This is a genomic window from Endozoicomonas sp. ISHI1 (assembly GCF_024606225.1).
Lineage (GTDB): Bacteria > Pseudomonadota > Gammaproteobacteria > Pseudomonadales > Endozoicomonadaceae > Endozoicomonas_A.
On record NZ_JAGRPU010000057.1, the window covers coordinates 1 to 26,874 of the forward strand.

The 26,874-nt window shown below is 47.8% G+C and carries 25 protein-coding genes; 8 read left to right on the forward strand and 17 right to left on the reverse strand.

Going from position 1 to position 26,874, the window contains the following annotated elements:
• Positions 1 to 606 precede the first annotated feature (606 nt).
• Complete coding sequence (locus KBW69_RS21605) at positions 607 to 1,191, reverse strand: sulfite oxidase heme-binding subunit YedZ (RefSeq protein ID WP_257255161.1); 585 nt, start codon at positions 1,189 to 1,191, stop codon at positions 607 to 609.
• Between the two features lie 10 nt (positions 1,192 to 1,201).
• Positions 1,202 to 2,245, reverse strand: a complete 1,044-nt coding sequence (gene msrP, locus KBW69_RS21610; RefSeq protein WP_257282240.1) for a protein-methionine-sulfoxide reductase catalytic subunit MsrP — start codon at positions 2,243 to 2,245, stop codon at positions 1,202 to 1,204.
• 232 nt (positions 2,246 to 2,477) lie between these two features.
• On the opposite strand from msrP, the gene betB reads away from it, so the two are divergent.
• Both betB and betA read left to right on the forward strand, forming a co-directional pair.
• Complete coding sequence (gene betB, locus KBW69_RS21615) at positions 2,478 to 3,941, forward strand: betaine-aldehyde dehydrogenase (RefSeq protein WP_257274653.1); 1,464 nt, start codon at positions 2,478 to 2,480, stop codon at positions 3,939 to 3,941.
• Between the two features lie 23 nt (positions 3,942 to 3,964).
• Positions 3,965 to 5,623: a choline dehydrogenase gene (betA, locus tag KBW69_RS21620; protein ID WP_257253301.1), complete on the forward strand. Its 1,659-nt coding sequence runs from the start codon at positions 3,965 to 3,967 to the stop codon at positions 5,621 to 5,623.
• A 22-nt stretch (positions 5,624 to 5,645) separates the two neighbouring features.
• Here betA and pssA read toward each other — a convergent pair whose 3' ends face one another.
• Positions 5,646 to 6,470: a CDP-diacylglycerol--serine O-phosphatidyltransferase gene (pssA, locus tag KBW69_RS21625; RefSeq protein WP_257253300.1), complete on the reverse strand. Its 825-nt coding sequence runs from the start codon at positions 6,468 to 6,470 to the stop codon at positions 5,646 to 5,648.
• A gap of 232 nt (positions 6,471 to 6,702) precedes the next feature.
• Between pssA and KBW69_RS21630 the strand changes: the two genes are divergently transcribed.
• Complete coding sequence (locus KBW69_RS21630) at positions 6,703 to 8,169, forward strand: tetratricopeptide repeat protein (RefSeq protein ID WP_257253299.1); 1,467 nt, start codon at positions 6,703 to 6,705, stop codon at positions 8,167 to 8,169.
• Positions 8,170 to 8,213: 44 nt separating this feature from the next.
• Here the strand turns inward: KBW69_RS21630 and KBW69_RS21635 are convergent, their stop codons facing one another.
• Together KBW69_RS21635 and KBW69_RS21640 are read right to left on the reverse strand one after the other, a co-directional pair.
• A complete protein-coding gene (locus tag KBW69_RS21635; RefSeq protein ID WP_257253298.1) occupies positions 8,214 to 9,134 on the reverse strand; it encodes a LysR substrate-binding domain-containing protein in 921 nt (306 codons plus the stop codon).
• A 43-nt stretch (positions 9,135 to 9,177) separates the two neighbouring features.
• Positions 9,178 to 9,879 (reverse strand): amino acid racemase, encoded by a 702-nt coding sequence (locus KBW69_RS21640; protein WP_257253296.1) that lies wholly within the window; start codon positions 9,877 to 9,879, stop codon positions 9,178 to 9,180.
• A 222-nt stretch (positions 9,880 to 10,101) separates the two neighbouring features.
• Between KBW69_RS21640 and KBW69_RS21645 the strand changes: the two genes are divergently transcribed.
• Both KBW69_RS21645 and KBW69_RS21650 read left to right on the forward strand, forming a co-directional pair.
• Entirely contained in the window at positions 10,102 to 10,830 is a 729-nt protein-coding gene (locus KBW69_RS21645) for a hypothetical protein (protein ID WP_257274657.1), read from the forward strand.
• 39 nt (positions 10,831 to 10,869) lie between these two features.
• Positions 10,870 to 11,109 carry a DUF2959 domain-containing protein gene (locus tag KBW69_RS21650; RefSeq protein ID WP_257282241.1) on the forward strand — a complete coding sequence of 80 codons (240 nt, stop codon included), beginning with the start codon at positions 10,870 to 10,872 and terminating at the stop codon, positions 11,107 to 11,109.
• A gap of 52 nt (positions 11,110 to 11,161) precedes the next feature.
• Here the strand turns inward: KBW69_RS21650 and KBW69_RS21655 are convergent, their stop codons facing one another.
• Complete coding sequence (locus KBW69_RS21655) at positions 11,162 to 12,094, reverse strand: DMT family transporter (RefSeq protein ID WP_257254932.1); 933 nt, start codon at positions 12,092 to 12,094, stop codon at positions 11,162 to 11,164.
• 341 nt (positions 12,095 to 12,435) lie between these two features.
• A complete protein-coding gene (ilvC, locus tag KBW69_RS21660; RefSeq protein ID WP_257282242.1) occupies positions 12,436 to 13,452 on the reverse strand; it encodes a ketol-acid reductoisomerase in 1,017 nt (338 codons plus the stop codon).
• A 162-nt stretch (positions 13,453 to 13,614) separates the two neighbouring features.
• Here ilvC and ilvY point away from each other — a divergent pair, with 162 nt between their 5' ends.
• The gene (gene ilvY / locus KBW69_RS21665; RefSeq protein ID WP_257282243.1) at positions 13,615 to 14,478 is read left to right on the forward strand and encodes an HTH-type transcriptional activator IlvY; all 864 of its coding nucleotides are present in this window, start codon (positions 13,615 to 13,617) and stop codon (positions 14,476 to 14,478) included.
• Positions 14,479 to 14,505: 27 nt separating this feature from the next.
• Here ilvY and KBW69_RS21670 read toward each other — a convergent pair whose 3' ends face one another.
• The 4 genes from KBW69_RS21670 to KBW69_RS21685 form a co-directional block, all read right to left on the reverse strand.
• The gene (locus KBW69_RS21670) at positions 14,506 to 15,606 is read right to left on the reverse strand and encodes a hypothetical protein (protein WP_257274754.1); all 1,101 of its coding nucleotides are present in this window, start codon (positions 15,604 to 15,606) and stop codon (positions 14,506 to 14,508) included.
• Between the two features lie 238 nt (positions 15,607 to 15,844).
• On the reverse strand, positions 15,845 to 16,948 hold the full coding sequence (locus KBW69_RS21675; RefSeq protein WP_257274755.1) for a hypothetical protein: 1,104 nt from the start codon (positions 16,946 to 16,948) through the stop codon (positions 15,845 to 15,847).
• Positions 16,949 to 17,204: 256 nt separating this feature from the next.
• Positions 17,205 to 18,173 (reverse strand): hypothetical protein, encoded by a 969-nt coding sequence (locus KBW69_RS21680; protein WP_257282244.1) that lies wholly within the window; start codon positions 18,171 to 18,173, stop codon positions 17,205 to 17,207.
• A 50-nt stretch (positions 18,174 to 18,223) separates the two neighbouring features.
• A complete protein-coding gene (locus tag KBW69_RS21685) occupies positions 18,224 to 19,318 on the reverse strand; it encodes a transposase (RefSeq protein WP_257274757.1) in 1,095 nt (364 codons plus the stop codon).
• A 46-nt stretch (positions 19,319 to 19,364) separates the two neighbouring features.
• On the opposite strand from KBW69_RS21685, the gene tnpA reads away from it, so the two are divergent.
• The gene (gene tnpA, locus KBW69_RS21690) at positions 19,365 to 19,769 is read left to right on the forward strand and encodes an IS200/IS605 family transposase (protein WP_257274758.1); all 405 of its coding nucleotides are present in this window, start codon (positions 19,365 to 19,367) and stop codon (positions 19,767 to 19,769) included.
• Between the two features lie 618 nt (positions 19,770 to 20,387).
• Positions 20,388 to 22,256 carry a hypothetical protein gene (locus tag KBW69_RS21695; protein ID WP_257282245.1) on the forward strand — a complete coding sequence of 623 codons (1,869 nt, stop codon included), beginning with the start codon at positions 20,388 to 20,390 and terminating at the stop codon, positions 22,254 to 22,256.
• Positions 22,257 to 22,391: 135 nt separating this feature from the next.
• Here the strand turns inward: KBW69_RS21695 and ilvN are convergent, their stop codons facing one another.
• The 6 genes from ilvN to KBW69_RS23985 all read right to left on the reverse strand — a co-directional run bounded on the left by ilvN (position 22,392) and on the right by KBW69_RS23985 (position 26,874).
• Positions 22,392 to 22,883 carry an acetolactate synthase small subunit gene (gene ilvN, locus KBW69_RS21700; RefSeq protein ID WP_257282246.1) on the reverse strand — a complete coding sequence of 164 codons (492 nt, stop codon included), beginning with the start codon at positions 22,881 to 22,883 and terminating at the stop codon, positions 22,392 to 22,394.
• Positions 22,883 to 24,601 carry an acetolactate synthase 3 large subunit gene (locus tag KBW69_RS21705; protein WP_257275024.1) on the reverse strand — a complete coding sequence of 573 codons (1,719 nt, stop codon included), beginning with the start codon at positions 24,599 to 24,601 and terminating at the stop codon, positions 22,883 to 22,885. The genes ilvN and KBW69_RS21705 overlap by 1 nt, the downstream gene beginning before the upstream one ends.
• Before the next feature lie 782 nt (positions 24,602 to 25,383).
• Positions 25,384 to 25,557, reverse strand: coding sequence for a hypothetical protein (locus tag KBW69_RS21710; RefSeq protein ID WP_257282247.1), 174 nt, complete (start codon positions 25,555 to 25,557; stop codon positions 25,384 to 25,386).
• 331 nt (positions 25,558 to 25,888) lie between these two features.
• Positions 25,889 to 26,188 (reverse strand): helix-turn-helix domain-containing protein, encoded by a 300-nt coding sequence (locus KBW69_RS21715; RefSeq protein ID WP_257275026.1) that lies wholly within the window; start codon positions 26,186 to 26,188, stop codon positions 25,889 to 25,891.
• Complete coding sequence (locus KBW69_RS21720) at positions 26,185 to 26,508, reverse strand: type II toxin-antitoxin system RelE/ParE family toxin (protein ID WP_257282248.1); 324 nt, start codon at positions 26,506 to 26,508, stop codon at positions 26,185 to 26,187. Before KBW69_RS21720 ends, KBW69_RS21715 begins: the two co-directional genes overlap by 4 nt.
• 207 nt (positions 26,509 to 26,715) lie before the next feature.
• Positions 26,716 to 26,874 (reverse strand): type II TA system antitoxin MqsA family protein, encoded by a 159-nt coding sequence (locus KBW69_RS23985; RefSeq protein WP_373690728.1) that lies wholly within the window; start codon positions 26,872 to 26,874, stop codon positions 26,716 to 26,718.

Consider the following 26,874-nt stretch of genomic DNA (forward strand, 5'->3'; position numbering starts at 1 on the left):
TTTCCGTCTCAGCGGCGGTGCATTCTACGCTGTTCGATCCGATTGTCAATCACCGTTTTGAACGGTGTCGCAATGGATCGCTGCGTGCTCGTCAAGAACGTATCCTTAAGAGCGATGCCCCGATCAGTGGAGGTGCATTATACGGAGAATGAGCAATACGACAATGCTCGGATTTTACGTACAAGAATGACAAAAGTCTTGCATCGGGGCGCCCAGCCCCATGTTCCCCAAGTCTCACACGAACTCCGCAGGCTTAACATTCCTCCAGCCCGGAGGTAGGTCTGCAAGAGACGGAAAGAATGATAATTTATGGGCTTGCTCTGCGCAAGCCGAGCTATCCATCACCGTCCTCAAAGTACGGGGCTTTTCGCTCAGTTTGGGTAATCTTTCATCTTTTCAGGCTGACTTTCGTATATCTCATCAACCGTCTGCTGAAAGTCCTTTCTTGGCGGAGGTGGAATGTACCTACTCACTTTTTATCTCAAATCAATCAATTATTGAGCTATAGATGTAGATTAATAACAAGAACAACTCAAAAAATTAATAATATGAGATTAAAAAAAGACTTCATGCCACAAACCTCTCATGAAAACGCTAAAAAAGGGCTCATCGAGCCCGTCGCCACTTGGTAGGCAGCCTGAACAACATCAAACCAGCCAGCACAGAACCAAATATTACCGCTTCGGTATAGTCACTTTTTGACAGCCAGACAAAATGCAAAACCGCCAGACCTGCAGCCAGATAGACCAGCTTATGCAACTTCACCCACTTTTTCCCTAACCGGCGCATCATGGCCTTGGTTGATGTGGCTCCCAGTACAGAAAGTATCAGGATCGCAAAAGCACCCGCCATGATATAAGGACGCTGATAGAGATCTTCCAACAGTGTTTGCCACTGCCAGCCCAGCAAGAATGCAAGATAAGCCATTACATGCAGTACTGCATAAAAGAGTGCGAAGAGCCCGATCATTCTCCGGAACCGGATCAGTTTGTTAATCCCTGTCATTTTTCTTGCCGGGGTAACTGCCAGACTGATGCAAAGAAAGATTAAAGCCCACTCGCCCAAATCCCGGGTCAGGGTATTCGCCGGGTCGGGTCCCAGTTGATGAGTGATAACAGCATTGATCAGCCAGACCAATGGCACCAGACACATTGGAAAAACAAGCCATTTTAACTGTGCAACCCAGTCCATCACACCACCCTTAATAGAATTTCCTGAGATCCATCCCCTTGTAGAGATGAGCCACTTCTTCGCCATAGCCATTGAACTTTTGCGTTTCAATCTGGTTTGGCTCCCAGATGGAGTTAGGCAATCTGCGCTCTTGCTTCTGGCTCCAGCGCGGATGATCGACTTCAGGATTCACATTGGCATAAAAACCATACTCGCTGGGACCTGATTTAACCCAAGTGGTTTGTGGCATGGTTTCAGTAAAACGGATTTTGACAATGGACTTGATACTCTTAAAGCCATACTTCCAGGGAACAACCAGTCTCAGAGGGGCACCATTTTGCGGCGGCAGTGTCTTGCCGTATAGGCCAATAGCCATAAAAGTCAGAGGGTTCATGGCTTCATCTATTCTAAGCCCTTCGACATACGGGTATTTAATGGCACTGAGACGGGAGCGTTGACCCGGCATCTGTTCAGGATCATGGAGTGTTTCGAACTGAACGAACCTGGCCCTGGAATTGGGTTGAAAACGCTTGAACATGTCGGCCAATGACACACCCACCCAGGGAATAACCATCGACCAGGCTTCTACACAGCGAAGACGGTAGATTCTTTCCTCAACATCGTGGGGCTTGAGTATATCTTCCAAAGTGTATTTACCGGGTTTTTCAATCTCCCCCTCAACCACTAACGACCAGGGATCTGTTTTCATATTTTTAGCGTATTTGGCAGGGTCGTCTTTTGAGTAGCCAAACTCATAAAAGTTATTGTAACCAGCCACACTGGCGTAGGGGGTTAACGTTTCATCGGTTGTGAAGCGACTGGATTGATAGCTGGCTACTTTCTCTTTCAGCCAATCAGGGGCAGAAAGCTGTGGAACGTCATCATAGCCTGAACCCGCCGGCTTCCTGGTTGACCGGGTATCTGCAGCATCACCGCAACCTGCCACAACCAGCCCCATGCCGACACAGGCAAACTGTCCACCCATTTTCAAAAAACGGCGACGATCCTCGTAAACGCTTTCTGATGTTATTTCACTGCTGCGGACGTCTCCAGACTTTCTGGTCTTAATCAGCATCGATACTCTCCCGCACAATTCTCTTATTTACCTTTTACGCTCGTTTTAATGGCGCAGATTCACATTTCAAAATCATGGACGTCATCTCGCCAGTAAATATTCCATCAACCCGCTGACTTGATCATTTATTAGCGGCTTTTTTGTCGTTTTCACATAGAATTAATTCGGTGTTCCAACTATCGATGCCTGAGAACGTCCTCAGCTTTGCAACTGATACCCGAGGGAGTTACCTGTGTCATTACCTTGCTATCAGAACTTTGTCGATGGCCAATACCTGGCCAATGAGACGAAAGAAACGTTTCCGGTGATCAATCCCGCTACTCGTCAAATCATTTATACCGTAGAGAAAGCCGATGACGCCATTCGCCAGTCTGCTGTTGCCAGTGCTCAAAAAGGCTTTGAAAGCTGGTCAAGAATGAATGGTATGGAGCGCAGTCGCATCCTCAACCGAGCTGTCAGCCTCTTGCGCGAACGTAACGATGAACTGGCCCGAATTGAAGTTCTCGATACAGGTAAACCCTGGCAAGAGGCCTCCGTGGTTGATGTGGTTACGGGCGCCGACTCTATTGAGTTTTTTGCTGGATTGGCTCCTTCCATTGAAGGCAACCAGCAGTGCCTGGGCGATGACTTTTATTACACCCGCCGCGAAGCTCTTGGCATCTGTGCCGGAATAGGCGCCTGGAACTACCCCCTTCAGATTGCCTGCTGGAAGGCTGCCCCGGCGATGGCCTGCGGCAACAGTATGATTTTCAAACCGTCTGAAGAAACGCCTCTGGGTGCCTTGAAGCTGGCCGAGATCTTTATCGAGGCAGGCGTGCCCGCTGGCGTCTTCAATGTCATCCAGGGTGACGGTGAAGTCGGTGCCTGGCTGACCCATCATCCTGATATTGCCAAGATATCTTTCACCGGAGAGGTCAGCACCGGCAAAAAAGTCATGATCGGTGCAGCCTCTTCATTAAAAGAGGTCACCATGGAGCTGGGCGGCAAGTCCCCCCTGATCATCTTTGAAGATGCCAATCTTGATAATGCCGTCTCCGGAGCAATGCTCGGTAACTTCTACACCCAGGGCGAAGTCTGTACAAACGGCACACGGGTTTATGTCCACAAGGCTATCTATCCGGCTTTTATAGAAAAGCTGCAGCAACGCACTGAAAATAATATTGTGCTGGGCGACCCCATGAACCCATGTACCAACATGGGTGCGTTAATATCAGAGAAACATCATCAACGGGTTCTTGACTACATCCATCAGGGCGTTATGGAAGGTGCCACCCTGTTGACCGGAGGAAAACCAGCCACCCCCTCTACAGCACCCGATGGCCTCTTTATTGAACCCACCATTTTTTCAGATTGCCGCGATGACATGACCATTGCCCGCGAGGAAATCTTCGGCCCCGTTATGGCGGTATTCACCTTTGAAGATGAAGCAGAAGTCATTGCCCGTGCCAACGACACCGAACTGGGCCTCGCAGCTGGAGTCTTTACTCAGGACATCACCCGCGCTCACCGTGTTATTCACCAGCTTCAGGCCGGCATCTGCTGGATCAATTACTACGGAGCCTCGCCGGCTGAAATGCCAGTAGGTGGTTATAAGCAGTCCGGCACGGGTCGTGAAAATGGTGTTGAAACGCTGAAGCATTACACTCAGGTCAAAGCAGTGTATATGGGTATGAAGCCTCTGGAGAGTCCTTTCTAACTCTGCATTCAAGGAGCACGACCATGACAAAGTATGATTATGTCATTGTCGGGGCCGGTTCTGCCGGGTGCGTTCTGGCCAATCGTCTGACGGAAGATGTCAATAATCAGGTTCTGCTGATTGAAACCGGCGGGAGTGACAAGAGCATTGTTATTCAAATGCCAACGGCACTGTCCATTCCCATGAATACCGAAAAGTATGCCTGGCAGTTTACAAGCCGACCCGAGCCTTTTTTGGACAACCGTCGTATGCACTGCCCCCGGGGTAAGGTGCTGGGGGGCTCTTCTTCCATCAATGGCATGGTCTACGTTCGGGGCCACGCCAAAGATTTTGATGAATGGCATCAGCACGGAGCTACTGACTGGGATTATCGTCACTGCCTGCCGTATTTTCGTAAAGCAGAAACCTGGGCTTTCGGTGGCGATGACTATCGGGGAGATAGTGGTCCATTAGCGGTTAATAATGGCAATGAAATGAAAAACCCTCTCTATTCAACCTTTATAAAGGCTGGGCTAGAAGCAGGCTACATGGAGACCACTGACTACAACGGTGCTCGACAGGAAGGTTTTGGCCCCATGCATATGACCGTTAAGAACGGTATACGCTGGTCCACTGCCAATGCTTATCTTCGACCGGCCATGAAGCGAAGCCATTTGACGGTGGTGACCCATGCTCAGGTCCAGCGGGTTCTGCTGGAAGGCAAAAAGGCAACGGGTGTCGAATATAAACACAAAGGACTCATAAAAAAAGTACTGGTCAGTAAAGAAGTCATTCTTTCTGCAGGCTCTATTGGCTCACCTCATATTCTTCAATTATCAGGAATCGGCCCTCGAAAGGTATTAGAAGACGCAGGTATAGCTGTTCAGCATGAATTGCCCGGTGTAGGTGAAAATTTGCAGGACCATCTGGAGTTCTACTTCCAGTTCCGTTGCAAAAAGCCGATTACTCTTAACGGCAAACTGGACCCGCTCAATAAATTGTTTATTGCCGCTCGCTGGTTTTTCATGAAAGACGGGCTGGGTGCGACCAATCATTTTGAATCTTGTGGTTTTATCCGTTCAAAAGCCGGCGTCGAGTGGCCTGATATGCAGTACCACTTCCTGCCGGCAGCCATGCGCTACGACGGCAGAAGCGCTGTTGATGGTCATGGTTTTCAGGTTCATATCGGCCACAACAAACCCAAAAGCCGTGGCTGGGTGAGAGCGGTGTCAGCCAATCCAGATGATCATCCCGGTATACAGTTCAATTATCTGTCCCACGAAGAAGACCGGGAAGGCTTCAGACAGTGTGTTCGTCTGACTCGGGAAATCATCAATCAACCAGCGTTCGATGAATATCGTGGCTCAGAAATACAACCGGGAGAAAGCGTTCAAACTGATGAAGAGATCAATAGCTTTGTCCGGGAATCTGTAGAAAGTGCCTATCATCCGTCCTGCTCCTGCAAGATGGGAATGGATGACATGGCCGTAGTCGACCCACAGACGAGAGTCAGAGGACTGGAAGGGTTGAGGGTAGTGGATTCGTCTTTATTCCCAATCATACCCAATGGAAATCTGAATGCTCCCACGATCATGGTGGCAGAGAGGGCTGCCGACCTCATTCGAGGGGCAGACACCCTGCCTCCGTCTTCTGCCCAAGTCAATATGGATACTCAATGGCGGGAAAGACAGAGAACATATTGACAATGTCAGCTTTTCTCTCGGGTTATTCGGAAGCAGGTTGCTTTCTGGTTTTTCCTATCAGGAACATAATCGGTCCCGAACAGGCATAACACAGGAAAATCAACGTCAGCACTCTGGGTGGATCAGTAAAGACAACGGCAAAAGCCAAAACCATGGCAATCATGAAAATGAAAGGCACCCGACCTTTCAGGTCCAATTTCTTGAAACTGTTGTACTGAAAGTTACTGACCATCAATACTCCGGCCAGACCTGTAATCAGAGCCCCCAGCAGTGCAATACCCAACATGTTGCCATCGATACCAAAATCACTCAGCGCCCATACCATGCCTATGACCAGTGCTGCGGCAGCAGGGCTGGCCAAACCAGTGAAGTAGCGGCTATCCGTCACTTCCAGCTGAGTATTAAAACGAGCCAGTCGCAATGCAGCACAGGCCGCATAAATGAAAGCTACCATCCAGCCTACTTTCCCCAGATCATTGAGAGCCCAACTGTAGGCCACCATCGCAGGCGCTACACCAAAGGTCACCATATCTGCCAGACTGTCGTACTCCGCACCAAACTTGCTCTGGGTATTAGTCATCCGGGCAACACGACCATCCAGCCCATCCAAAATCATGGCGACAAAGACTGAAATACAGGCTTGGGTAAAAAAACCTGCCTGAGCACTGATTATGGCGTAAAAGCCACAGAACAGGTTGCCTGTTGTAAACAGGTTGGGCAGTACATAGATGCCCTTGTGGCGAACTGTCTCCCCACCTTCGACCACTTCTTCAAAGTGCTCATCGACGGGAAACAGGCCGTCCACAGCATCTTGTTCATTTTCGGATCGTTCCGGCTTATCGGTCATTTCAACGTCTGCTCATTGACATAATGGTGAAAAACACACTCTACCATGAAAGGCCTGAATACTGGATAACCATAGCAAGTCATAGGATCGCCCATCATTACAGCAGTACCTTATTGAATCATCCAGCCAATCTGGCATTTCCTCTGCCCGCATCTATAGTAATTGAATTCTTCAACAGGTAGCGAAAGGCATTTCACGAGCTGCCTTACTTACAGCGTATTCGGGCAATTCCATGCGATCGAAAGCGAACAGTGAAAAGGTGTTTTTACGACCTGTCATGGTCCCTCTGTTCACCGGTATAATGACTTGTTGTAGCCTTCATTCGATCAAAGTAATAGCTGCTGCTCCCCTGACCGTACCGACAAACTGGATAGGCATCTGGCAAGCCCAAAAACAGTTTGTATTGACTCACCCTCTCAAGCCAAAAAAGAATAAGCAACTCATCAGCGCTGTTGTCGAAGGTGCCTGTAAAACCAGCGACGTATATCTAATAGAATCAGACTTCAACCTTGGCAAGCTGATCGACATCGCCCACTCACCAGACGTCACTTTCAGCTCAACGGTCATGGGTACTGAGCAGCAAAGCTGGTCCGCTGTGCTGTCTGCCTTATCGATTTTATCATTCCTGCACAATCCGCTTTCCTTTCTGTTTATCGCCTCGGACAACGGTTTGCCCTCTTTCCCGCAGGAACCCCATCTACCCTCTGCTCTGACACCCCAACGACTGGATCTGACAAAGACCGAAGCAAAAGCCCGCCAAAATACTGATGAAATGCCCATCAGACAGCTTCTACCTCCTGTCACTTTGCCAATACTGGTTACTATCGATGAAGACGGTTTTGTAACCCTCTTTATTGTTGAGTTAACCGCAGGGGGCTATCAAGTCAGGCAGTTCAAAACTCATGTTCACGTCACTTCCCGGAATGCTCAGGAGTTGTTTGACGAACTAAAAGAGCACAGTAATGTTTCATTGATTAATACCTCAAACTGTGTCGTATTCGATAAGCGTCTCCAATTCCAGTTAACCGATGAATCCTGTGAATCAGAGTTTTTTTCCCAAAATGAAGAAGCGGCTTTTAAAGTTGATCACTTAACTGACATTCGTTTTATAAGAGGTCGGTTACTGAAACGCACCCAATCAAGTCAAGACAACACGTGGAGAGTTATCCCCTTAAATCCCGAGGCTCCTGTTTTTGTACCTGCTGCCTTGAGAAACCTCTACCCATTTGTCGATGAGCCTCTCCGCCGGGCCTCGAGCACTGCTCCTGTCAGGCCGGGGCAGAAAAGACCGGCACAGAAAAGACCTCCGAGAACGGTTACCCAAACCTCCACTCATTCCATGCCAAAAGAAATGATCAGGAGGCAGCTTCTCTGTGATCATCAAAATGGCTGGGATATAAGATCATACTGGAGAAAAATCGTTAGCAGGCTGGAACAGGCAGGCAAATACGGTGAAGCTATTGTTTATTTAAAAGTTCTGGTTGAAACCTATCCTGCTGATTTCCACACCAAACACGCCCTGATCTGGGCACTGGTTAAATTCAACAGGATGAAAGAAGCGAATTTATTGATCTTGGGCTGGCTGAAAAACCCTGACCACGCATCAAAACGCATTGCTTCACTTAAAGCTATGACCAAGCGTCCCAAAAAATTCAAAATCTGGCAGCAAACCTATCACACCATCGGTAAAAATTTGTGAGTGATCGGACGAATTTCCTGCCCTCAATTTGTTGGGCAGATCAGTCATTGGAAGGTTCCCATCAACTGCCAACCTGATTCGCAACGCTGGCTCAATTCTGCCCATAACCTTTCAGCCCTGGCATGCAGTCGGACGGAGTTTCGGTAGAGCAGAATTTCTATGGCACCCGTCCAGTCAGGTCTTTCAGAATAGGGAACCAGCTGCCCTGACTCCAGTTCATCCTGTACGGAATAATCCGGTAACCAGGCAACCCCTTTGCCCTTAAGAGCCATTTCCTTGAGTAGATTGGTCAGAGACGATTCCATGACCGTTTGAAAGAGTACGGGAACGTCAGATGTACTCAACAGACTATTAACCTTGCGCCCCATAAAAGCATTGGGGCTGTACCTGAGAAGAGGCACAATGTCCGGATCAGCATCAGAAAACAACGGTTCTCCCCGATCATCAGACGAACAAACAGGCAATAGGCGTGTCATCCCCAGCTTCAGATATTCAAAGGGTGGCTGCATCAAGGCTTCAACATTGAATGCCAGGAGAAAGTCACAATTACCCTCCTGCAGAGCCTCTACCGCCAGATCAACATCAATACTTTCTACACGGGTTTGCAGCAGTTGCTCATCTCCACTCATCCGCTGAATCAATTCCGGTAACAAAGTCACCGACAGGGAGTGAGCTGCTGCAAAATCAATGGCCTGTCCAGAGACAACTCCTTGTAACTGCCCCAGACCCTCTTCCATTTGACGAAGCAGGTTCCTGGCCGTTATTCTGAAAAGCCGTCCCTCTGGAGTCAGTTTGATGGGTATTGTTCCTCTGTCTACCAATTCAAAACCGACTGCCTGTTCCAGAGAACGTATTCTTCGGCCAAAAGCAGGCTGCGTGATGTTTCGAAACTCAGCAGCACGGGAAAAATTTCTCAGCTCGGCCAATGCCAGAAAATCTTCCAGCCACTTGGTTTCCAGATTCATTCAGGCGCTACTCCCAGACTTCAGTTCAACTTGCCCCCGCTTCTCAAGCAGCTACTTTCTCTTCTTGCTGGCTGTGCCAGTAAACACAAGCCCTGGCCAACAGCGCTGTTGCATCAATGCACTGTTCAGGATTTGTGCTCGCAACGCCAGCAAGACCGATAGGGATTTCTGTACAGCCCAGAATAACCGCTTCAGCGCCCTGGCGAACCAGATCATCAAAAACCATTTTCATACGTTGACTGCCCCGTTCCAGCCCCCCTGCCTTGATATCATAGATGGCATCCATCATCAGTGTTTGCACCTCCTGATCAGGTATCAGACATTCACGACCATCGTTCTCTATTTGCTGCTGGTACATGACGGCTGAGACCGTAGCGCTGGTTGCCATAATACCTATTTTGCCCAGATTGTTCCTTCGGATATGTTGTTGTACACAATCCAGGATACTGATCATTGGAATCCGGGCCTGTTTTTGCAGCTTATCAAACCAGAAATGCGCAGTATTACAGGGAATCACAGCACACTGGGCACCGCCCCGCTCAAGGCTTCTCAACCCTCTCAACAAAGCCGGAAAAGGGTCCTCGGAACCTTCTAGAATGCAGGCACTGCGATCAGGAATCTGAGGAACGTTATGCACCAGCATGGGCAGATGCTCCTGATCCTTGCTGGCTTCTGTCAAAGCAATGATTTTTTGCATAAAGTCAACGGTAGCCAACGGCCCCATTCCACCCAGTACTCCTAACACAACACACTCCGTTGAATTCGTGACCGAAAGATAAGCAACAAAATTAGAAACTATGGTTCTATCATTACGATTCCCACTAAGCTTGTGAAATGCCTAAAGCGAAGGATTAATGCCGAAATGGCATGAGGAGGAGGGCAGATAAAAATATAAGGTTTTACTTATTGGAATTAACTGCTTATAACAGGAAACTATAAAATTCCAATATCAACCGAATTGATCGCTATGAAAAGAATTACAATGATTGTGGCTATGAAACAGGAAGCAGCGCCACTCATTGAGAAACTGGGTCTGACTGAAACAAACGACATAAACCCATTACTACCTTGTAAAAACTTTGCTGGTGAATACAAGAATCTGAGCATCAATCTGGTTACCAACGGTTCCGACTCTGTTCACGGTGTGGAAAATGTCGGTACCCAACCGGCAACTCTGGCAGCGTATGAAGCACTTCGCCTGTTGTCTCCGGATCTGGTCATCAATGCCGGAACCTGCGGTGCTTTTTCAGATAAGGGCTGCAAAATTGGCGACGTTTATATTGGAGAGCGCATCCGTTTCTTTGACCGTCGTATCCCCATGGGTGAGCATTACGAAGCTTATGGAGACGGTAATTTTCAGTGCCAAGTCGCGGTTGACCTGGCACGGAAACTGGGTTTACCCACCTCTATTGTTTGCACCGGCAACTCTCTCGATATGAGTCCGACCGATGAAGCCATTCTGCGTCAGGAGTCCGTGGTCAACAAAGAGATGGAAGCCGCCGCCATTGCCTGGGTAGCCTCCCATTACCAAACGCCTCTGGTTGCAGTAAAATCAGTGACAGACTTGATGGATAGCGAGCATGGCACTGCAGAAGAATTTGCTTCCAATCTTGCACTGGCCTCCGGGAACCTTCAGAAAGAAGTACTGAAACTGCTCGATTTGCTCGCACAGAAACAGGCTACTTCTGATGTATAAACCAGCCATGAGCAATTGAAACAAAATCAGGGAGACACTATGCGTTATTTTCTGGCGATACTTCTGCCTCCGATAGCCGTTCTTCTGTGTGGCAAGCCGGTTCTTAATGCCTTTCGGGATCAGGTTCTATATCTGAAACATAATCTCAATGCACGGGCTATTTCTGCGCTCAGGGGTGAATTAGGTGACATCAAGCTGGATATTGACCTTCTGATAAGAGATATGCAACGCTCCATCGATGAGTCACGCAAGTTCGTTGCAACCCAGCAACAGTCATAAATGATCGAAGTAATCTTTCTTCACTTTGGGTGAGGAAAGATTCTTCAAGTGTCTAACCCGGACTGTCTGTTGAAGAATATTTCCGATTGGTTATCCATAATCCTGTAAAGATCAATCCAGCTCCTATCAAGTGGTACTGGTAAAGTGTCTCTCCAAGAATGGGAATAGCGAACATGGCTGAAAAAACAGGGATTAGGAAGTTAAACATGGCCGCAGTGTTTGCCCCCAGAATAGACACGCCGAAATTCCATGACATATAAGCGACCAGTGAAGCAAACAAAGCAGCGTAACTGATGAGAAAAAGTGCTTTCGGACTGACGATAAAGCCACCTTTCGACGATAGCTCCCAGAGATAAAAGGGCAAGAGGATCAATACCCCAATCCCAACCAGAGTAGTCAACAGCTGAGCCCCGGATACGGGCAGTTCAAAACGCTTGAGCAACACCGTATAAGAGCCCCAACAGCAGGTAGCAAAAAACATGATCATGTCTCCCCTGCCAAAATCAAGGCTGGCCAGCGATGACCACTCGCCCTTACTGAAAATCGTCAGCAGCCCGGGAAGGGCCATCCCCATACCAAACAACTGTCTTTTTTTAGGAAAAACATTTAACAGTGGAATAGCCAGGATCATGGTAATAACAGGCAAAACTATTTGTATCAGGCCCAGATTCACCGCCTGTGTCGATTGAGCAGCGATATAGAGCAGTGTGTTAAAGCAGGTAATGCTGAAGAAACCCAGGATCAATAATTGATAACGACTCTGAAAAATCAGCTTTCTCTGCCGAACCAGCTTTTTTCCGGTAAATGAAAACAGAATCAGAAAAGTCAGGGCCCATCTCCAGAATGACAGCGCGATGGGAGGAATATCTCCCACACTCATTCGGCCTGCAACAAGGTTACCCCCCCAACAGAGAGTTGCTAATACCAGCCCCAATACTGCCAGAATGTGGGGCTGGGTCTTCAAATGGGCGATTTTTTTTCTCAAAGTACTGCTCCGGAAAATCTGCCTACTGTCTCTTAAATCAAAAATAACGCAACTATTATGAAATACGCTCTGTAAATAAAGAGACTATAGATTTAACTGTATCCCTGCCTTAGTTAAACATAATCCATTTGCCGATCTTCAACTTCGATCATAAATAGTTCGATCATAAATAGATTCGGGGCTGGCTTCCTGTGTCTGACAAGCATTGTCCGTTCTCCGGAAGCTTCCGTAGTCGCAAGATAGACCACTTTATGGACAGCGTCATCTGTCAGAAAAATCTTGCGATATTCAAACCAAAAAAGGCGCACAAGGCGCCTTTTTTAAACGATTTTTAGTAAAAATCAGTTCTTATCTTTGTCAACCAGCTGATTCTCGGTGATCCAGGGCATCATTTCACGCAGCTTGGCACCGGTCTTTTCAATCGGGTGAGCAGCGTTGTTACGACGGTAGGCCGTCATGGACGGATAGTTCATCGCACCTTCGGTGATAAACTTCTTGGCATACTCACCGTTCTGGATGTCCTTCAGAGCATCACGCATGGCTTGACGAGATTCATCGTTGATGACTCTTGGGCCGGTTACATACTCACCATACTCCGCATTGTTGGAGATGGAGTAGTTCATGTTGGCAATTCCACCTTCGTACATCAAGTCTACGATTAGCTTCAGTTCATGCAGACATTCGAAGTAAGCCATTTCAGGGGCATAACCTGCTTCGGTCAGGGTTTCAAAACCGGCCTTAACCAGCTCTACGGCACCGCCACACAATACCGCCTGCTCGCCAAACAGATCGGTTTCAGTTTCATCTTTAAACGTCGTTTCGATGATACCGGTACGACCACCACCGACGCCACAGGCGTACGACAAGGCGAGATCTTTCGCCTTCCCGGTAGCATCCTGATAGATGGCAACCAGATCAGGGATACCGCCGCCTTTAACAAATTCGGAACGAACAGTGTGACCCGGAGCTTTAGGGGCAATCATAATGACATCCAGATCAGCACGAGGAACAATCTGGTTGTAGTGAATAGCAAAACCGTGAGCAAATGCCAGCGTTGCACCCTGCTTCAGGTTAGGCTCAATTTCGCTCTTGTATAACCGGGACTGGAATTCATCCGGAGTAAGGATCATGACAACGTCAGCCTGAGCTACTGCAGAAGCTACGTCCAATACGTTCAGGCCAACCGCTTGGGCTTTGGCAACGGAAGCGGAGTTCTTACGCAGACCAATAGTAACATCTACCCCGGAGTCCTTCAGGTTATTGGCATGAGCATGGCCCTGTGAGCCGTAGCCAATGATGGATACTTTCTGGCCACGGATGATGGAAAGATCACAGTCTTTATCGTAATAAACTTTCATGACGGACTCCTGAGTAAAACGCCCCGGACTATTTATTGCTGTCCGAGCTTAAAACGTTGACCTGGAGGTTAAAGCAGGCAAGTAATTTCGTAAAATGATATATTTGCAATATAATATTTCATAATAAGAAACAGCCCTGAGCGAAGATGAGAAACAGTCATTATGGATTTGAAACCACTGAAGCATTTCCTGAGTCTGGCTGAAACACTTCATTTCGGCCGTGCCAGCGCAGCTTGTCATATCAGCCCATCGACCCTGAGCCGCAGCATACAGCATCTGGAAAATAAGTTGGGGGTATACCTGTTTGAACGGGACAACCGCAGTGTCAGCCTGACTGCAGAAGGCATTAAATTTGAGAAATATGCCCGGGAAACCCTGATTCAGTGGTCAGCGATTCGTAACGAGTTGATTGCCGAATCCAAAGAGCTCAAAGGTGAGATCAGTGTTTATTGCTCCGTGACCGCCAGCTACAGTTTTCTTTATGATATTCTCAAGCGCTTTCGCCAACGCTATCCGAGCATTGAAATCAAACTTCATACTGGCGATCCTGACTCAGCCATTGAGCTGATCACCTCTGGTAAAGAGGATATAGCCATTTCTGCCCGCCCGGATAATTTATCCTCAGAGATTCAGTTTCATAGTATCGGACTCTCGCCACTGGTCTTCATAGGCCCTGCTTCAGGAGAAATTTCTACCCCTGAGTCGGTTGAAGAGTGGAGTAGAACGCCCATGATCCTGTCAGAAAAAGGTATTGGACGACAGCGGGTGGATCACTGGTTTTCAACCAAGGGCATCAAGCCAAAAATATACGCTCAGGTAGCTGGCAATGAAGCCATTGTCAGTATGGTCAGTTTGGGGTTTGGAGTCGGCGTAGTACCCCAGATTGTTCTGGATAACAGCCCACTGTCCGACAAGGTTAACATTCTGAACATCACTCCCTGGCTGGCAGCTTATGATGTGGGATTATGTGTGCTGGACAAAAAACTCAAAAGCCCATTAATTCAGGCTTTCTGGGAGCTGCTATAGACGACTCCCCTGACCAGAACAGCTCGTTCAGTGCGTTGCCAAGCCCGAGTCCAGGCCAAAAGCTTCGAGGAGGTTCAGCTCAAATCGATTGTTTTTTGCTTCCTTCATAACCACCTTATTTTCGGCAAACCAGGACTTGCCCAGACACCAGGCTAAAAGGGTCTCCCCATGATGAAATATAAGAATCTGCCTTCCTGTGCCAGAGTGACTCAGCAGGTAAGGAGTCACCTGCCCCGCACTCCAGGAAAAATTTTTGAAGCGACAACCGCCTTTCACTGAGTCGCAAGGTGCATGTTCTGACCAGATAAGCTTCTGATGGTCTGGTATAAAGAGGTCGTACGCTCGCGGCGGCCTCCAAATGATCCTCTTCAGTTGATAACCGGGTCGATCCGTTATCACAACTAACTCCTGATCGGAGCCGCCATAAAGTGAACTCAACCTGCGAAAGTCATAATTGGCATTAAATAGATAAGCGACACTGCTGTGTAGATGACCACCGATCACTGTACTCGGCGTCGATTCATCCTTGATACCCTTTCTTTCTTGCCAGTCAGGCACCAGAACCACTGGTATTGAATTATTGTAGTAACTGGCAAAATAGGAATGCCAGTTAATAAAGCGATCCAGCCAGTTCTGACAGACTGCGCGGCTATCAAGATAATCGTCTGCAGATTTATGGAATGCCTTGAGGGTTCTGCTACCAGTATTAATGGCTTCACAGTTGCTGGCGATCAGGGAAGAGTAGTGCAGAAAACCAAAAGGCAAACCTCCTGGTTTGGCTTGAGTGAGACTCTTCCATCTCTGGTAATCTTTTCTGAGATGACTGAACAGGCTCTTCAGTCTCTGCTCCTTCACTGCCTTAATGCCACTCCACCAGTATTCTACTTCAGACAGCTTAACGAAATGTGGTTCTTCTGTATTACCGATCAGTTTGCTGGCGACAATCCAACGGTTAGTTTGATAATTTACCACACCTATAAATAAAGGGTGGGCAGGGTAGCCCGAAGTTGCTTGTTTTTTACTGACATAAAAAATGAATTCATCTTCCGTGAAAACATAGTACGATATCCCTATCGTCACCCCTGCCAGAACCGCCAACCCTACAAGAGTGTCTCTGTGTGCTCTCATCCCGGCCTGTAAGTGAGTGTTCCCGGAGAGCACTAAAAAAACGACAATTGTCTTTAAAGTATTCTGCTGTCCAATCAGATGTCTAACCATCGATACGTCCAACACGTAATTTATAACACCACCCAGTATAGATAATTAAAGAACACCTTTTGTTAATAGAATAAGGGCAAAAACTCTGATCGAAAAACAGTTTCCGGGAGTCGGCAGAACAACACGACTTTGGAGCTTTTATAGACGACTATTTACTTGTTGTTTCGAGATCAAAAGCCTTGGTAAGATTCAGCTCAAATCGATTGTTTTTTGCTCGCCTGGAAACCACTTTATTTTTGGATAACCAGGGTACACCGAGATACCAGGCAACAACGGTCTCACCATGATGAAATATAAGAATCTGCCTTCCTGTCTCGGGGTGGCTCAGCAGGTAGGGAGTCACTTGTTCCGCACACCCGGAGAAATTTTTAAAGCGACAGCCCCCTGTCACCGGATCACAGGGGACATGTTCTGTCCAGGACATCTTGCGATGATCTGGCAGGAAGGCATTGTACTGGCTCCAGCCCCCCCAGCTGATCCTGCTCAGCTGATAACCGGGTCGATCCGTAATCACAATCAACTCCTGATCAGAGCCGGTATAAAGTGACTCCAACCTGCGGCGAAAGTTATAATTGGCATTAAACAGATAAGCTACCGTGCTCTGCAAATGGCCGCCGATCACTGTACTCGGCGTCGAGTCGTACAGAACCCTCTCTCCTCCTTGCCAATCAGGCACCAGAACTACCGGAATTGACTTATTGAAGTCACTGGCAAAATAGGGATGCCATTGAATAAAGAGGTCCAGCCAGTTCTGACAGCGCACGCGGCTATTCAGATAATCGTCTTCAGATCCATGGAACGCCCTAATGGTTCTGCCGGCTGTATTAATGGCTTCACAGTTGCTCGCGATCAGGGACGAGTAGCGCAGAAAAGAAGAAGGCACATTTTCTCGTTCTATCGTAGAGAGACGCTTCCATCTCTGGTAATCCTTTTCGAGATGACTGAACAGGCTTTTCAGTCTCTGATCTGCGTCAAAGTGACTCCACCAGTGTTCTATGGCAGACAGCCTAAAGAATTTTGGTTCTTCTGGAAAACCGACCACTTTGCTGGCAACAATCCAACGGTCAGTTTGATAATTCAGCACGCCTACATATAAAGGGTGTGCAGGCCGTCTCGCAAATGCCCGTCTTTTACTGGCATAAAAAACGAATTCCTCTTCCTCAGAAAGATAGCACGATAGCCCTATTCCCAATCCTAACAAGCCTGCCATCATGCCCAGAGCTACAATAGTGTCGCTGCATGCTGTTCTCATCTTGGCCTGTAAATGAGTGTGCCCGGAAAGCGCAAAAGAAACAATGAGTATCTTTAAAATGCTTTGCCGTCCAATTCGGTATCTAACCATCAATGTGTCCAATGCGTCATTTATAATGCCGAACAGTATAGATAACTTTAGAGCAGCTGCTTTTAAAAAGAATAAGAGTTAGAAATGCTGCCCACATGATTAAGAGCAAAACATTCCCTGGGAATCAGCAAAAAATCCCGAATTTGGCGCTGTTATAGACGAACATTTACTTCGTTGCACCGAATTCAAAAGCTTCGATCAGATTCAGCTCAAATTGATTGTTTTTTGCCCGCCTTGAAACCACTTTATTTTTCGATGACCAGGATGTACCCAGAGACCAGGCGACGAGGGTCTCACCATGATGAAATATAAGAATCTGCTTTCCCGTGTCGGGATGACTCAGCAGGTAGGGAGTCACTTTCTCCTCACTCCCGGAAAAATTTTTGAAACGACATCCGCCAGCCATTGGATCACAAGGTGTATGTTCTAACCAGAAAGGCTCTGGCAGGAAGATGCTATAAAACCACGATGGCCAACGACTGACCCTGTTCAGTTGATAACTGGGTCGATCTGTTACCACAACTAACTCCTGATCAGAATTGCCATAGAGTGAACTCAACTTGCGAAAGTCATAATAGGCATTAAACAAGTAAGCGACACTGCCATGGAAATGGCCTCCGACCAGCCTGCTCAGCGTCGATTCGTCGGGGATGGCTTCCTTTCCTTCACGCCAGTCAGGCACCAGAACCACCGGGATTGACTTGTTGTAGCGACTGGCAAAATAGGCATGCCATTTAATAAAGTCACCCAGCCAGTTCTGACAGAGCATGCGGCTATTCAGGTAATCGCCTCCATGGAATGCCTTAAGGTTATTGTCAGCAGTATTACTATTAATCTGAATGGCTTCACAGTTGCTGGCGACCAGGGACGAGTAGTGCAGAAAATCAGAAGGTAAATCTTCTGATTTGGCCTGAGTGAGGCTCTTCCATCTTTGGTAATCCTTTTCAAGATGGTTGAACAGGTTCGTCACTTTCGGGTCCACTTGAAAAGGAAAGAGACTCCACCAGAATTCTACATCAGACAGCTTAACAAACCTTGGTCCCTCTGTTTCACCGATCAGTTTACTGGCAATAATCCATCGGTTAGGTCGATAATTCTCCACGCCCTGAAACATAGACTGGACTGGATAGCCCATAGCTGCCCGCCTTCTGGTAACAAAAGAGATAAATTGACATCCTCCCACAGCTAAAGCAGTGGGATTCCTCCAGCGAGACGGCTATGCCCAGCCGCAAGAATGTTCTTTGCTGCATTTAAATCACGCAGGTGTTCAGCTCCGCACTCTGAACAAGTCCATTCTCTTATTCGCAAACCTGTTCTACCTTTCGGACTGCTGGACGGAATAGTGCCACAGCTCGAACACGTTTGGGTGGAGTAGGATTCGTTGACGACCTCGAACACAACTGACTGCGCTATCGCTTTGTACTTCAGTTGATCTTTCAGTATTCCCCAACCAGCATCCAGAACAGACTTAGCCATTTTCGTTTTTGCTAGTCTGGTACTGCTTACATCGCCTACGAATATAGCGGCGTGGTTGTTTACCAGCCGTGTCGTAAATTTATGAATCTGGTCTTTTCTGCGATTTTTAATTTTCGCATGAATAGCCTTAACTCTTTGCTTCTTGTTGGCTCTTTGAGCCTTACCGAGTCTTTCTTCCAGCTCACGATAAAACTGCTTTGATTCAAGCTGATCGCCGTTACTGCAAGTAGCTACATCTTTCAGCCCAAGATCAATTCCTATAGCGGTTTTGCCTTCGGTAACAGGTTTTGATTCGGTTTGCACCGCCACATTGAAGTACCAGCGCCCACGACTATCTTCTGAAAAACTGCCTGCAAGAAATTGATACTTTGAAAGACCGTAACTATCCCAGACGTTAAAGCTTTTTCTGGCAAACCTTACCTGTCCGTTAGACCACTTTGCAGAGCCTTTTTTGAAAGGTATCCAACCAAGAGAGCGCTTGCTTCCAGAGCTGATGCGCCAACGTAGCTTTGCTTTCTTAAATTGATTTCTAGCTTGATGGTGCTTTGCACAGACTTCCTGAGCCGTGTGAGACGGAATTAAGTACTTTTGCTCTTTCCTGAAAACAAGAACGGGCTTCTGGACATCATAAGCAGACAACCAAACAGGCTTAACCGGCCCATAGTCGCTCGTACGACCATTGGCTTTCATGGTTAGCTCGTTAGCCAGATTAAAGACTTGATTGACCTCATAAGCCATTTCACGCAGTACCTTTGCGTGTTTGTCTTTCACCCTGACTGACAGTGTTTTGGTCTGAATACCCATAATGATTTATTATATAGACCATAATGGCTATTTCAAGGTTGGTCTAATGGAATTAAGAAAGGGTAGAAGATGCGTTTTTATGCTTCATGCACACATGATTTTTATCACAAAGTACAGAGGCAAAGTATTTACAGACAGACATCTGAAAACACTTGAAAAAATATTCCGAAGCGTATGTTCTGATTTTGAAGTAGAACTGGAAGAATTTAACGGCGAGCAAGATCACGTACACATTCTGGTAAACTATCCACCAAAAGTAGCAGTATCAAAACTGGTAAACAGTCTGAAAGGTGTTTCAAGCCGAAGACTGAAACAATACCATCCAGAGCTGATAAAGCCTGCCTATATGAAGAATGCTCTATGGAGTCCGAGCTACTTTGCGGGTTCCGTAGGTGGTGCGCCGATTGAAGTTCTTAAGCAATACATCGAACAGCAGGATAGACCGCATTAGGAGTCCTATCGGACTCCGAGCTATCCTTCCCAGCACTAGAAGTACTGGGCTTGACGCTCTTTCCGGTCATCTTCCATAGTAGAAGCATCCCACAATACCATAAACGTAAATACCGCCATGCTCAGACCTGCTACGGTGCATCTGAATGTTTTTGTGCCGGCCTGTAAATGACTGTGCCCAAGAAGCACAAAAAAAACGATGAGTATCTTTAAAATTCTATGCTGTCCAATTCGGTCTCTAACCATCGAAACGTCCAATGCCTGATTTATTCTGCAGACCAGTATAGATAACTTTAAAACCGCTGCTTTTAAAAAGGATAAGCGTTAGAAATGCTGCTCAAAAACAAGTTTCTGGAAATGAGCAGACCATCCCGATTTGAGAGCGGTTGTAGCCGACTGTTTACTGATTCTTTTGAGTCGTGCTCTGCTTCGATGTTAAGAGCTTACTGAACTGATGCCTCGACCTGCCGAAGGGTTTTGATCAACCTTGTGCATGATTATCTTAAGCCCATAATCCTGAACAATCGGCCAGATGCACGCTCATTTCATATTGGAAGAGGTCAGGAATGCATACTTATCTTGTTGTTAGGCTACTTTGCACATAGCTGGATAAAAATGTATGGATTTAACGATGAACAAAACCCTCTACACGGTGTTTCTTTTGTTGTTGTTCCCGTTGTCTGTCATTTGCAAGGCCGAAAACTTAACAGGACGTTTTGTTGTCGAATTTGTGCCGGATCGTGGTTCAGTTTCTCCGGATCATATCTTTTCTATAAAGCCCGACCTGAATACATTGTCGGGCAGCTCGCCGGACATTGAGGGTACAAACGGTTTCAACGACCCGGATTTTCCGGCTGATGACAAACGACATGGACTTAATGGTTACGGATTAACAACAACCCTTATTGAGTCGATTTCGTGGCAATTGCTTTGTGCCACTCCGCTGCTGGTTGCTTATGAACTGGCTCTGACCACCAATGACACCTCTCCAGACTTCAAAACTTATTCCCGGCTAACTTTAGAAACGTTTATCGCTGTTGGCTCGCTGTTAAACAGCTATTGGAACCTCAATTCACCGATGTTTAACCCCATGGGACAACCAGAGGCGAATCAGGATCACCCGTTTGCGATCAACACCATGACGTTTGGTCCCAGAAATAACCCAAAACAAGGCCAGTCATCCAACTTATCCACCCAGCAAACCTCAGGGACAAACACCCAAGTTAAAGGCATTGTCACAAGTTACCCGCATTCTGACTCTGGCGGTGGTAGCGAAAACCCCGAACAACAACAGCAGCATACTTTCGGTTTCAATTGTTACGTAGATAACTGTCATGGCGTTTGTCGATTCCGACCACCACCCGTTAAAGAAGATCTGGTTGGAGCAGGTGAGTGCCCTATATGCTTTATGACGTTTAAAAATGTGACTGTTACCCCCTGTTGTTCGCAGCAAATTGACACAGACTGTTTACGAAAGGTGTTTTTGAGCCCTTCACAACTGTCAGCGAAAACCTGCCCATATTGCAGAGCAAGCCTGTATTTTTTAGCACAATCACCGGATTTTACAGCAAACGCAGGGGCACATCGGGACTTACGAGCTCCTCATAACGAGCCCTCTGGCATCGGTTCCTCACAAACGAGCTCTTTCGTTAACACTACGAGACGCGGGCGAATGATCTGTGACGTGACCATAGTCGGCGAACATGGTCAGCTGCGGCCATGCGGGAGGGCTTTTAACAATCCCAGAGCCCTGTCAAGTCATAGATACAGATGTCACCATAGCGGGGAACAAATCTGTGAGGAGATAGTAATCAGCGAGGGTGGCCAGCGGCGGCGGCCATGCGGGAGGGTTTGCCCAAATGCCAGAGCCCTGTCGATTCACAGAAGCAGACACCACACCGGGCAACAAACCTGTGGCGAGACCGTCATCGGTCGGGATGGCCAGCGGCGGCCATGCGGGAGGGTCTGCCCAAATGCCAGAGCCCTGTCGATTCACAGAAGCAGACACCACACCGGGCAACAAACCTGTGGCGAGACCGTCATCGGTCGGGATGGCCAGCGGCGGCCATGCGGGGTTGTCTGCCCAAATGCCAGAGCCCTGACGATTCACAGAAGCAGACACCACAGCGGACAACAAACCTGTGACGAGACCGTAATCGGCGAGGATGGCCAGCTGCGGCCATGCGGGAGGGTCTGCCCAAATGCCAGAGCCCTGTCAGTTCACAGAAGCAGCTGCCACAGCTGGCAACAAACCTGTGACGAGACCCTAATCTGCGAGGATGGCCAGCTGCGGCCATGCGGGGCTATCCTCACAAATGCCAGAGCACTGAGCGATCATAGATTGAGATACCACACCGGGCAACAAACCTGTGACGAGACCATAATCAGCGAGGATGGCCAGCCCCGGCCATGCGGGAAACTCTGCAGAAATGCCAGAGCTCTGCAGGATCACAAATCCAGATACCACAGCCGGGCAGCAAACTTGTGACCTTATCATAATCGGCGAGGATGTCCAGCCGTGACCATGCGGGATGGTCTGCCCAAACGCCGGAGCCCTGTGGAACACAACACCTCTCCGGTCAGAGCCGAAGAGGTATCAGTAAGAAAGGAGTTAATAAAAGCGTTACAAACACAAAACTTTCTCGCCGCGAGCGATACCCGTAGTACCACTACGAACCACTTCCAGCACCTGAGTCTGACCGATAGCGGCAATAAAGCCATCCAGTTTGTCCTGGGTACCGGCCAGCTGAATGGTATAAACCGAGCTGGTGACATCGACTATCTGCCCCCTGAAGATGTCCGCAGTGCGTTTTACTTCAGCTCTCAGTGGGCCGCTTGCACGTACCTTAATGAGCATCAGTTCACGTTCAACATGATGGCCTTCGGTCAAATCCACCAGCTTAACGACATCAATCAGCTTGTTGAGCTGCTTGGTGATCTGCTCAATCACTTGTGGATTACCGGAAGTGGTCACTGTCAGACGAGACAACGTCTCATCTTCAGTAGGCGCAACGGTCAGGGTTTCAATGTTGTAATTACGCTGGGAAAATAACCCGACAATACGTGACAAGGCGCCCGGCTCGTTTTCTACCAGTACAGAGATAATCCGTCTCATCAGGTTCTCTCCGTCTTGCTGAGCCAGAGGTCACACATGCCGCCATCCTTGATTTGCATCGGATAGACATGCTCATTGGGATCAACCTGAATGTCCATAAATACCAGACGATCTTCCAGAGAAAAGGCTTTTTCCATCGCAGGCAGCAGCTCCTCCGGGCGAGTGACCCTTATACCTATATGTCCATAAGACTCTGCCAGTTTAACGAAGTCAGGCAGAGACTCCATGTAGGAGTGTGAGTAACGGCTGTCGTACTGCATATCCTGCCACTGTCGTACCATACCCAGCGCCTGGTTGTTGATGTTAATCACCTTCAGGTGCAAATCATATTGCAGGCAGGTTGACAGTTCCTGAATATTCATCTGGATACTGCCTTCACCGGTCACACAGGCCACCTGTTCCTCAGGGAAGGACAATTTGATACCCATGGCCGCTGGCAGGCCGTAACCCATGGTGCCAAGACCACCGGAGCTGATCCAGCGATTCGGCTTGTTAAAACGATAGTGCTGGGCAGCAAACATCTGATGCTGACCTACGTCGGTGGTCACAAAGGCATCACCTTTGGTAACTTGATAAAGAGACTCAATCACCTGCTGGGGCTTGAGAATGTCGTCAGCTTTCTCATAAGTAAACAGGCCTTTTTCTCTCCAGGAATCAACGCTTGCCCACCATTCTGCCCGAGCGGCATTGTCCTGAGAACCCTGATACTCGTCTAACTGAGAGAGCATGTTTTCCAGAACAGCATCGACCGGTCCCACGATGGGGATGTCGGCCACAACATTTTTGGAAATGCTGGCCGGATCTATATCTATATGGATGATCTTGGCGTCCGGACAGAACTTTTCAGTATTATTGGTCACCCGGTCATCAAAACGGGCACCCACCGCCAGAATCAGGTCGGATTGATGCATGGTTTTGTTGGCACAATAGCTGCCATGCATTCCCAGCATTCCGACAAACTGACGATCAGACCCCGGGAAACTCCCCAGACCGTTCAAAGTATTGGTGACAGGCACGTCCAGCTTTCTGGCCAGTTCTGTCAGTAACTTTGATGCCTGTCCCAAAACCACACCACCACCGGCATAAATAACCGGTCTGCGAGCTTTCATCAGCAGTTCAACCGCTTTGCGAATCTGCCCGTTATGACCCTTGGCAGGCGGGTTGTAAGAACGGATTTTGACCTTTTCCGGGTACTTGTACTCGTATTTCTTTGTCAGGTCGGTAATGTCCTTGGGAATATCAACCACCACAGGACCTGGCCGCCCGGTCTGGGCAAGATGGAAAGCCTTGCGGATAACCTCTGGAATATCTTCAGCTTTCTTCACCAGGAAGCTGTGCTTGACGATAGGTCGGGAGATACCCACCATATCCACTTCCTGGAACATGTCAGTCCCGATAAAGCCGGACGGTACCTGACCCGAAATCACCACCATGGGAATAGAATCCATATAGGCGGTGGCAATACCAGTGATCGTATTGGTAGCGCCTGGTCCTGATGTCACCAGCGCAACTCCGGGCTTACCTGTAGCCCGAGCATAGCCGTCAGCCATATGGGTAGCTGCCTGTTCATGGCGCACCAGAATATGGGTAACGGCTTTTTGTCTGAAGATCGCGTCGTAGACGTGCAACAAGGCTCCACCAGGATACCCGTATATATACTCTACCCCTTCATCAGCCAACGAACGGACCACCATGTCCGCGCCGGATAAAAGCTCCACGTTTGCTTACCCTCGGCAGTACTAATTATTAGAAATGAATCGGCTTGACGCCGTTGAGCTAATGCTCATGAACAGCCCATGCTGCCTGAGCGGTTAGGGACTCCGGCCTCTCTTTTTTCACAGCGTACAAAGCAACAAACGCTGTACTCAAGGCCTCAACATTCCTGTATGGGTAGGGTCAGGAATCTGGCACATGACGCCCGGCAAGGCTCATCTGCCAGCATTCCAAGGAATGCTCTGATCAGGGAATGGATAAGTCCCCCGGATTGTCGCATAAACCCCCGAATTCACCTGATTAGGTAGCCCCGGGAGGACACATTCTTTACCTTCACTGGAGCAGAGTCAATAGCGGAACGTAGCAGAATTACGGAAATTGCGTACATTTTAGTGGTAAGGATAAGTATTCAAGATAATCACCACCCTGTCACTCACCCTCTGGCTTTAGCTCAACATCCAGACTCGAACGACAGCGAACGTCCAACCTCAGCGTCGTCTTATCTTATAGTCTGAGAACGTAGCCATGCCCATTTTCATAGTGATCGTCAGCAGAACGACCACTCGCAGAGTGTTACTGGAATTCTTAGATAAGCATGATAGAGGGAACCCGTTTTATTACATGAAATCGGGCAGGGTGAAGGATGATTCCAAATCGTATTGGGGACAGAAGTTCAATAACCTTGTTCAGTTACATGGAAGACTGACAAGACTCGATTCAGCGGCATAGCCTTTAAATCAGTGGTTGCCAACAGGCAATCCACCGGATTTTATCATTGGGTGGCGTGTTAGTTGTTGGGGAGGCGTTGACGGATGAGTAATTCTAACTGTTCTATTTTTTCGTCGCTACGTTTAAAGCCTGCATGGGTGGCTTCAGTAAGAGCACCAATGGCAGTTTTAATTTCTGAGAGTTCACGGTCATGCTGTGCAAAGCGCAAGCCATTTTCCCGCTGGTTTTCCATTACAATCTTATGTGTTTCCCCGGTAATCTAGATGAGCCGGTGTACGGCGTTATCCAGCGATTCAAAATAGGATTCAAGTCTCCCTGCACGATGCTCCAGTGACATACCGCGTTTCGTTATCATTTATTGTGAAAGCAGTCAGCATAGCAGATATTGAGAGATTGCACGGAGACACCTAACATACCTACTCAGGGACATCCTTATCGGTTGGAAACATAATGCCTACTCAGGGACATTCTGATCGGCTGGTAACATAATGTCTGGTTCAGCCTCACCGCCAATGACGTCGTCGGGTTGAGGGGCGCAGCCTCGGAAAGAACTGGAAGAATTGTTATGTTGCAGCTTGTGGCACAAAACTGATTTTTACTTTATACCCAATCGCCTTTGCATAATCTTCGATAGTTGACAACTTTGGAGATGTTTTAGAATTTACATTCTCCAAGCGTGAAATATTACTTTTTTGCGTATGCAGAATTTCAGCCAGTTCTTCCTGGGTTAAGCCTGCTTCTTTACGAAGGGCAATAAGCTGCTTACGTAATTCATAAGCAAGCTCAAGCTCTTCGTACTCTGCCCTCACTTTTGGATTTTCAAGAGCTTTTTTCTTGAAATCAGAAAATGTTGGTCTTGTCATTTTTTGACCTCCTTCATCCGCTTTTTGGCAAGATCCAGCTCTTTTTTAGGCGTTTTCTGTGTTTTCTTGATGTAGGAGTTGAGGATGATGACCTCTTGCCCCTTGACCTGACAAAACAGAGAACGACCTATGCCTTCTTTGCCTTTTGCTCTGATCTCGAAGAGACCATCACCCATTGGAGCTGTATATGGCTTGCCCAAAGCAGGGCCAAATTCTTCAATCATTTCAGCTAGATGGATGAAGTTAGCCAAGATTCCCTCGGGGAAGCTCAGGGTCTCTTCCTCTACCTTCTTGCTGTAAAACGTAACTCGCCACTTCATACAGAAAGGTTATCATACTTGATAACTCTTGCAAGAAATAGTTCCCTGATATTTGTGAAGAGCCTGCTTGCTGCAATATATGGAGGAGACCGGGGATGCTGAAACTTTCAAACAGATGATCACTGATCTGCCTGCTGAGCAGGCGGTAGAGACTGTGAGAAATGCTTCGTTTTTTGGGCGGTTGATGGGTTTGAGTAAGTCAGTATTTCAGCTACGAATTTCAGACAATAGCTCTGGACGATTGTCCAGCAGTCTGAACAGTTTTACCAGTGAAAGTGGTGGTTTGGTTTTGCCATTTTCGTATCGGGAAAATGCGTTAACCCCTCCACCAAACATCTCTCCGGCCTCTTTCTGGTCAAGAGTCAG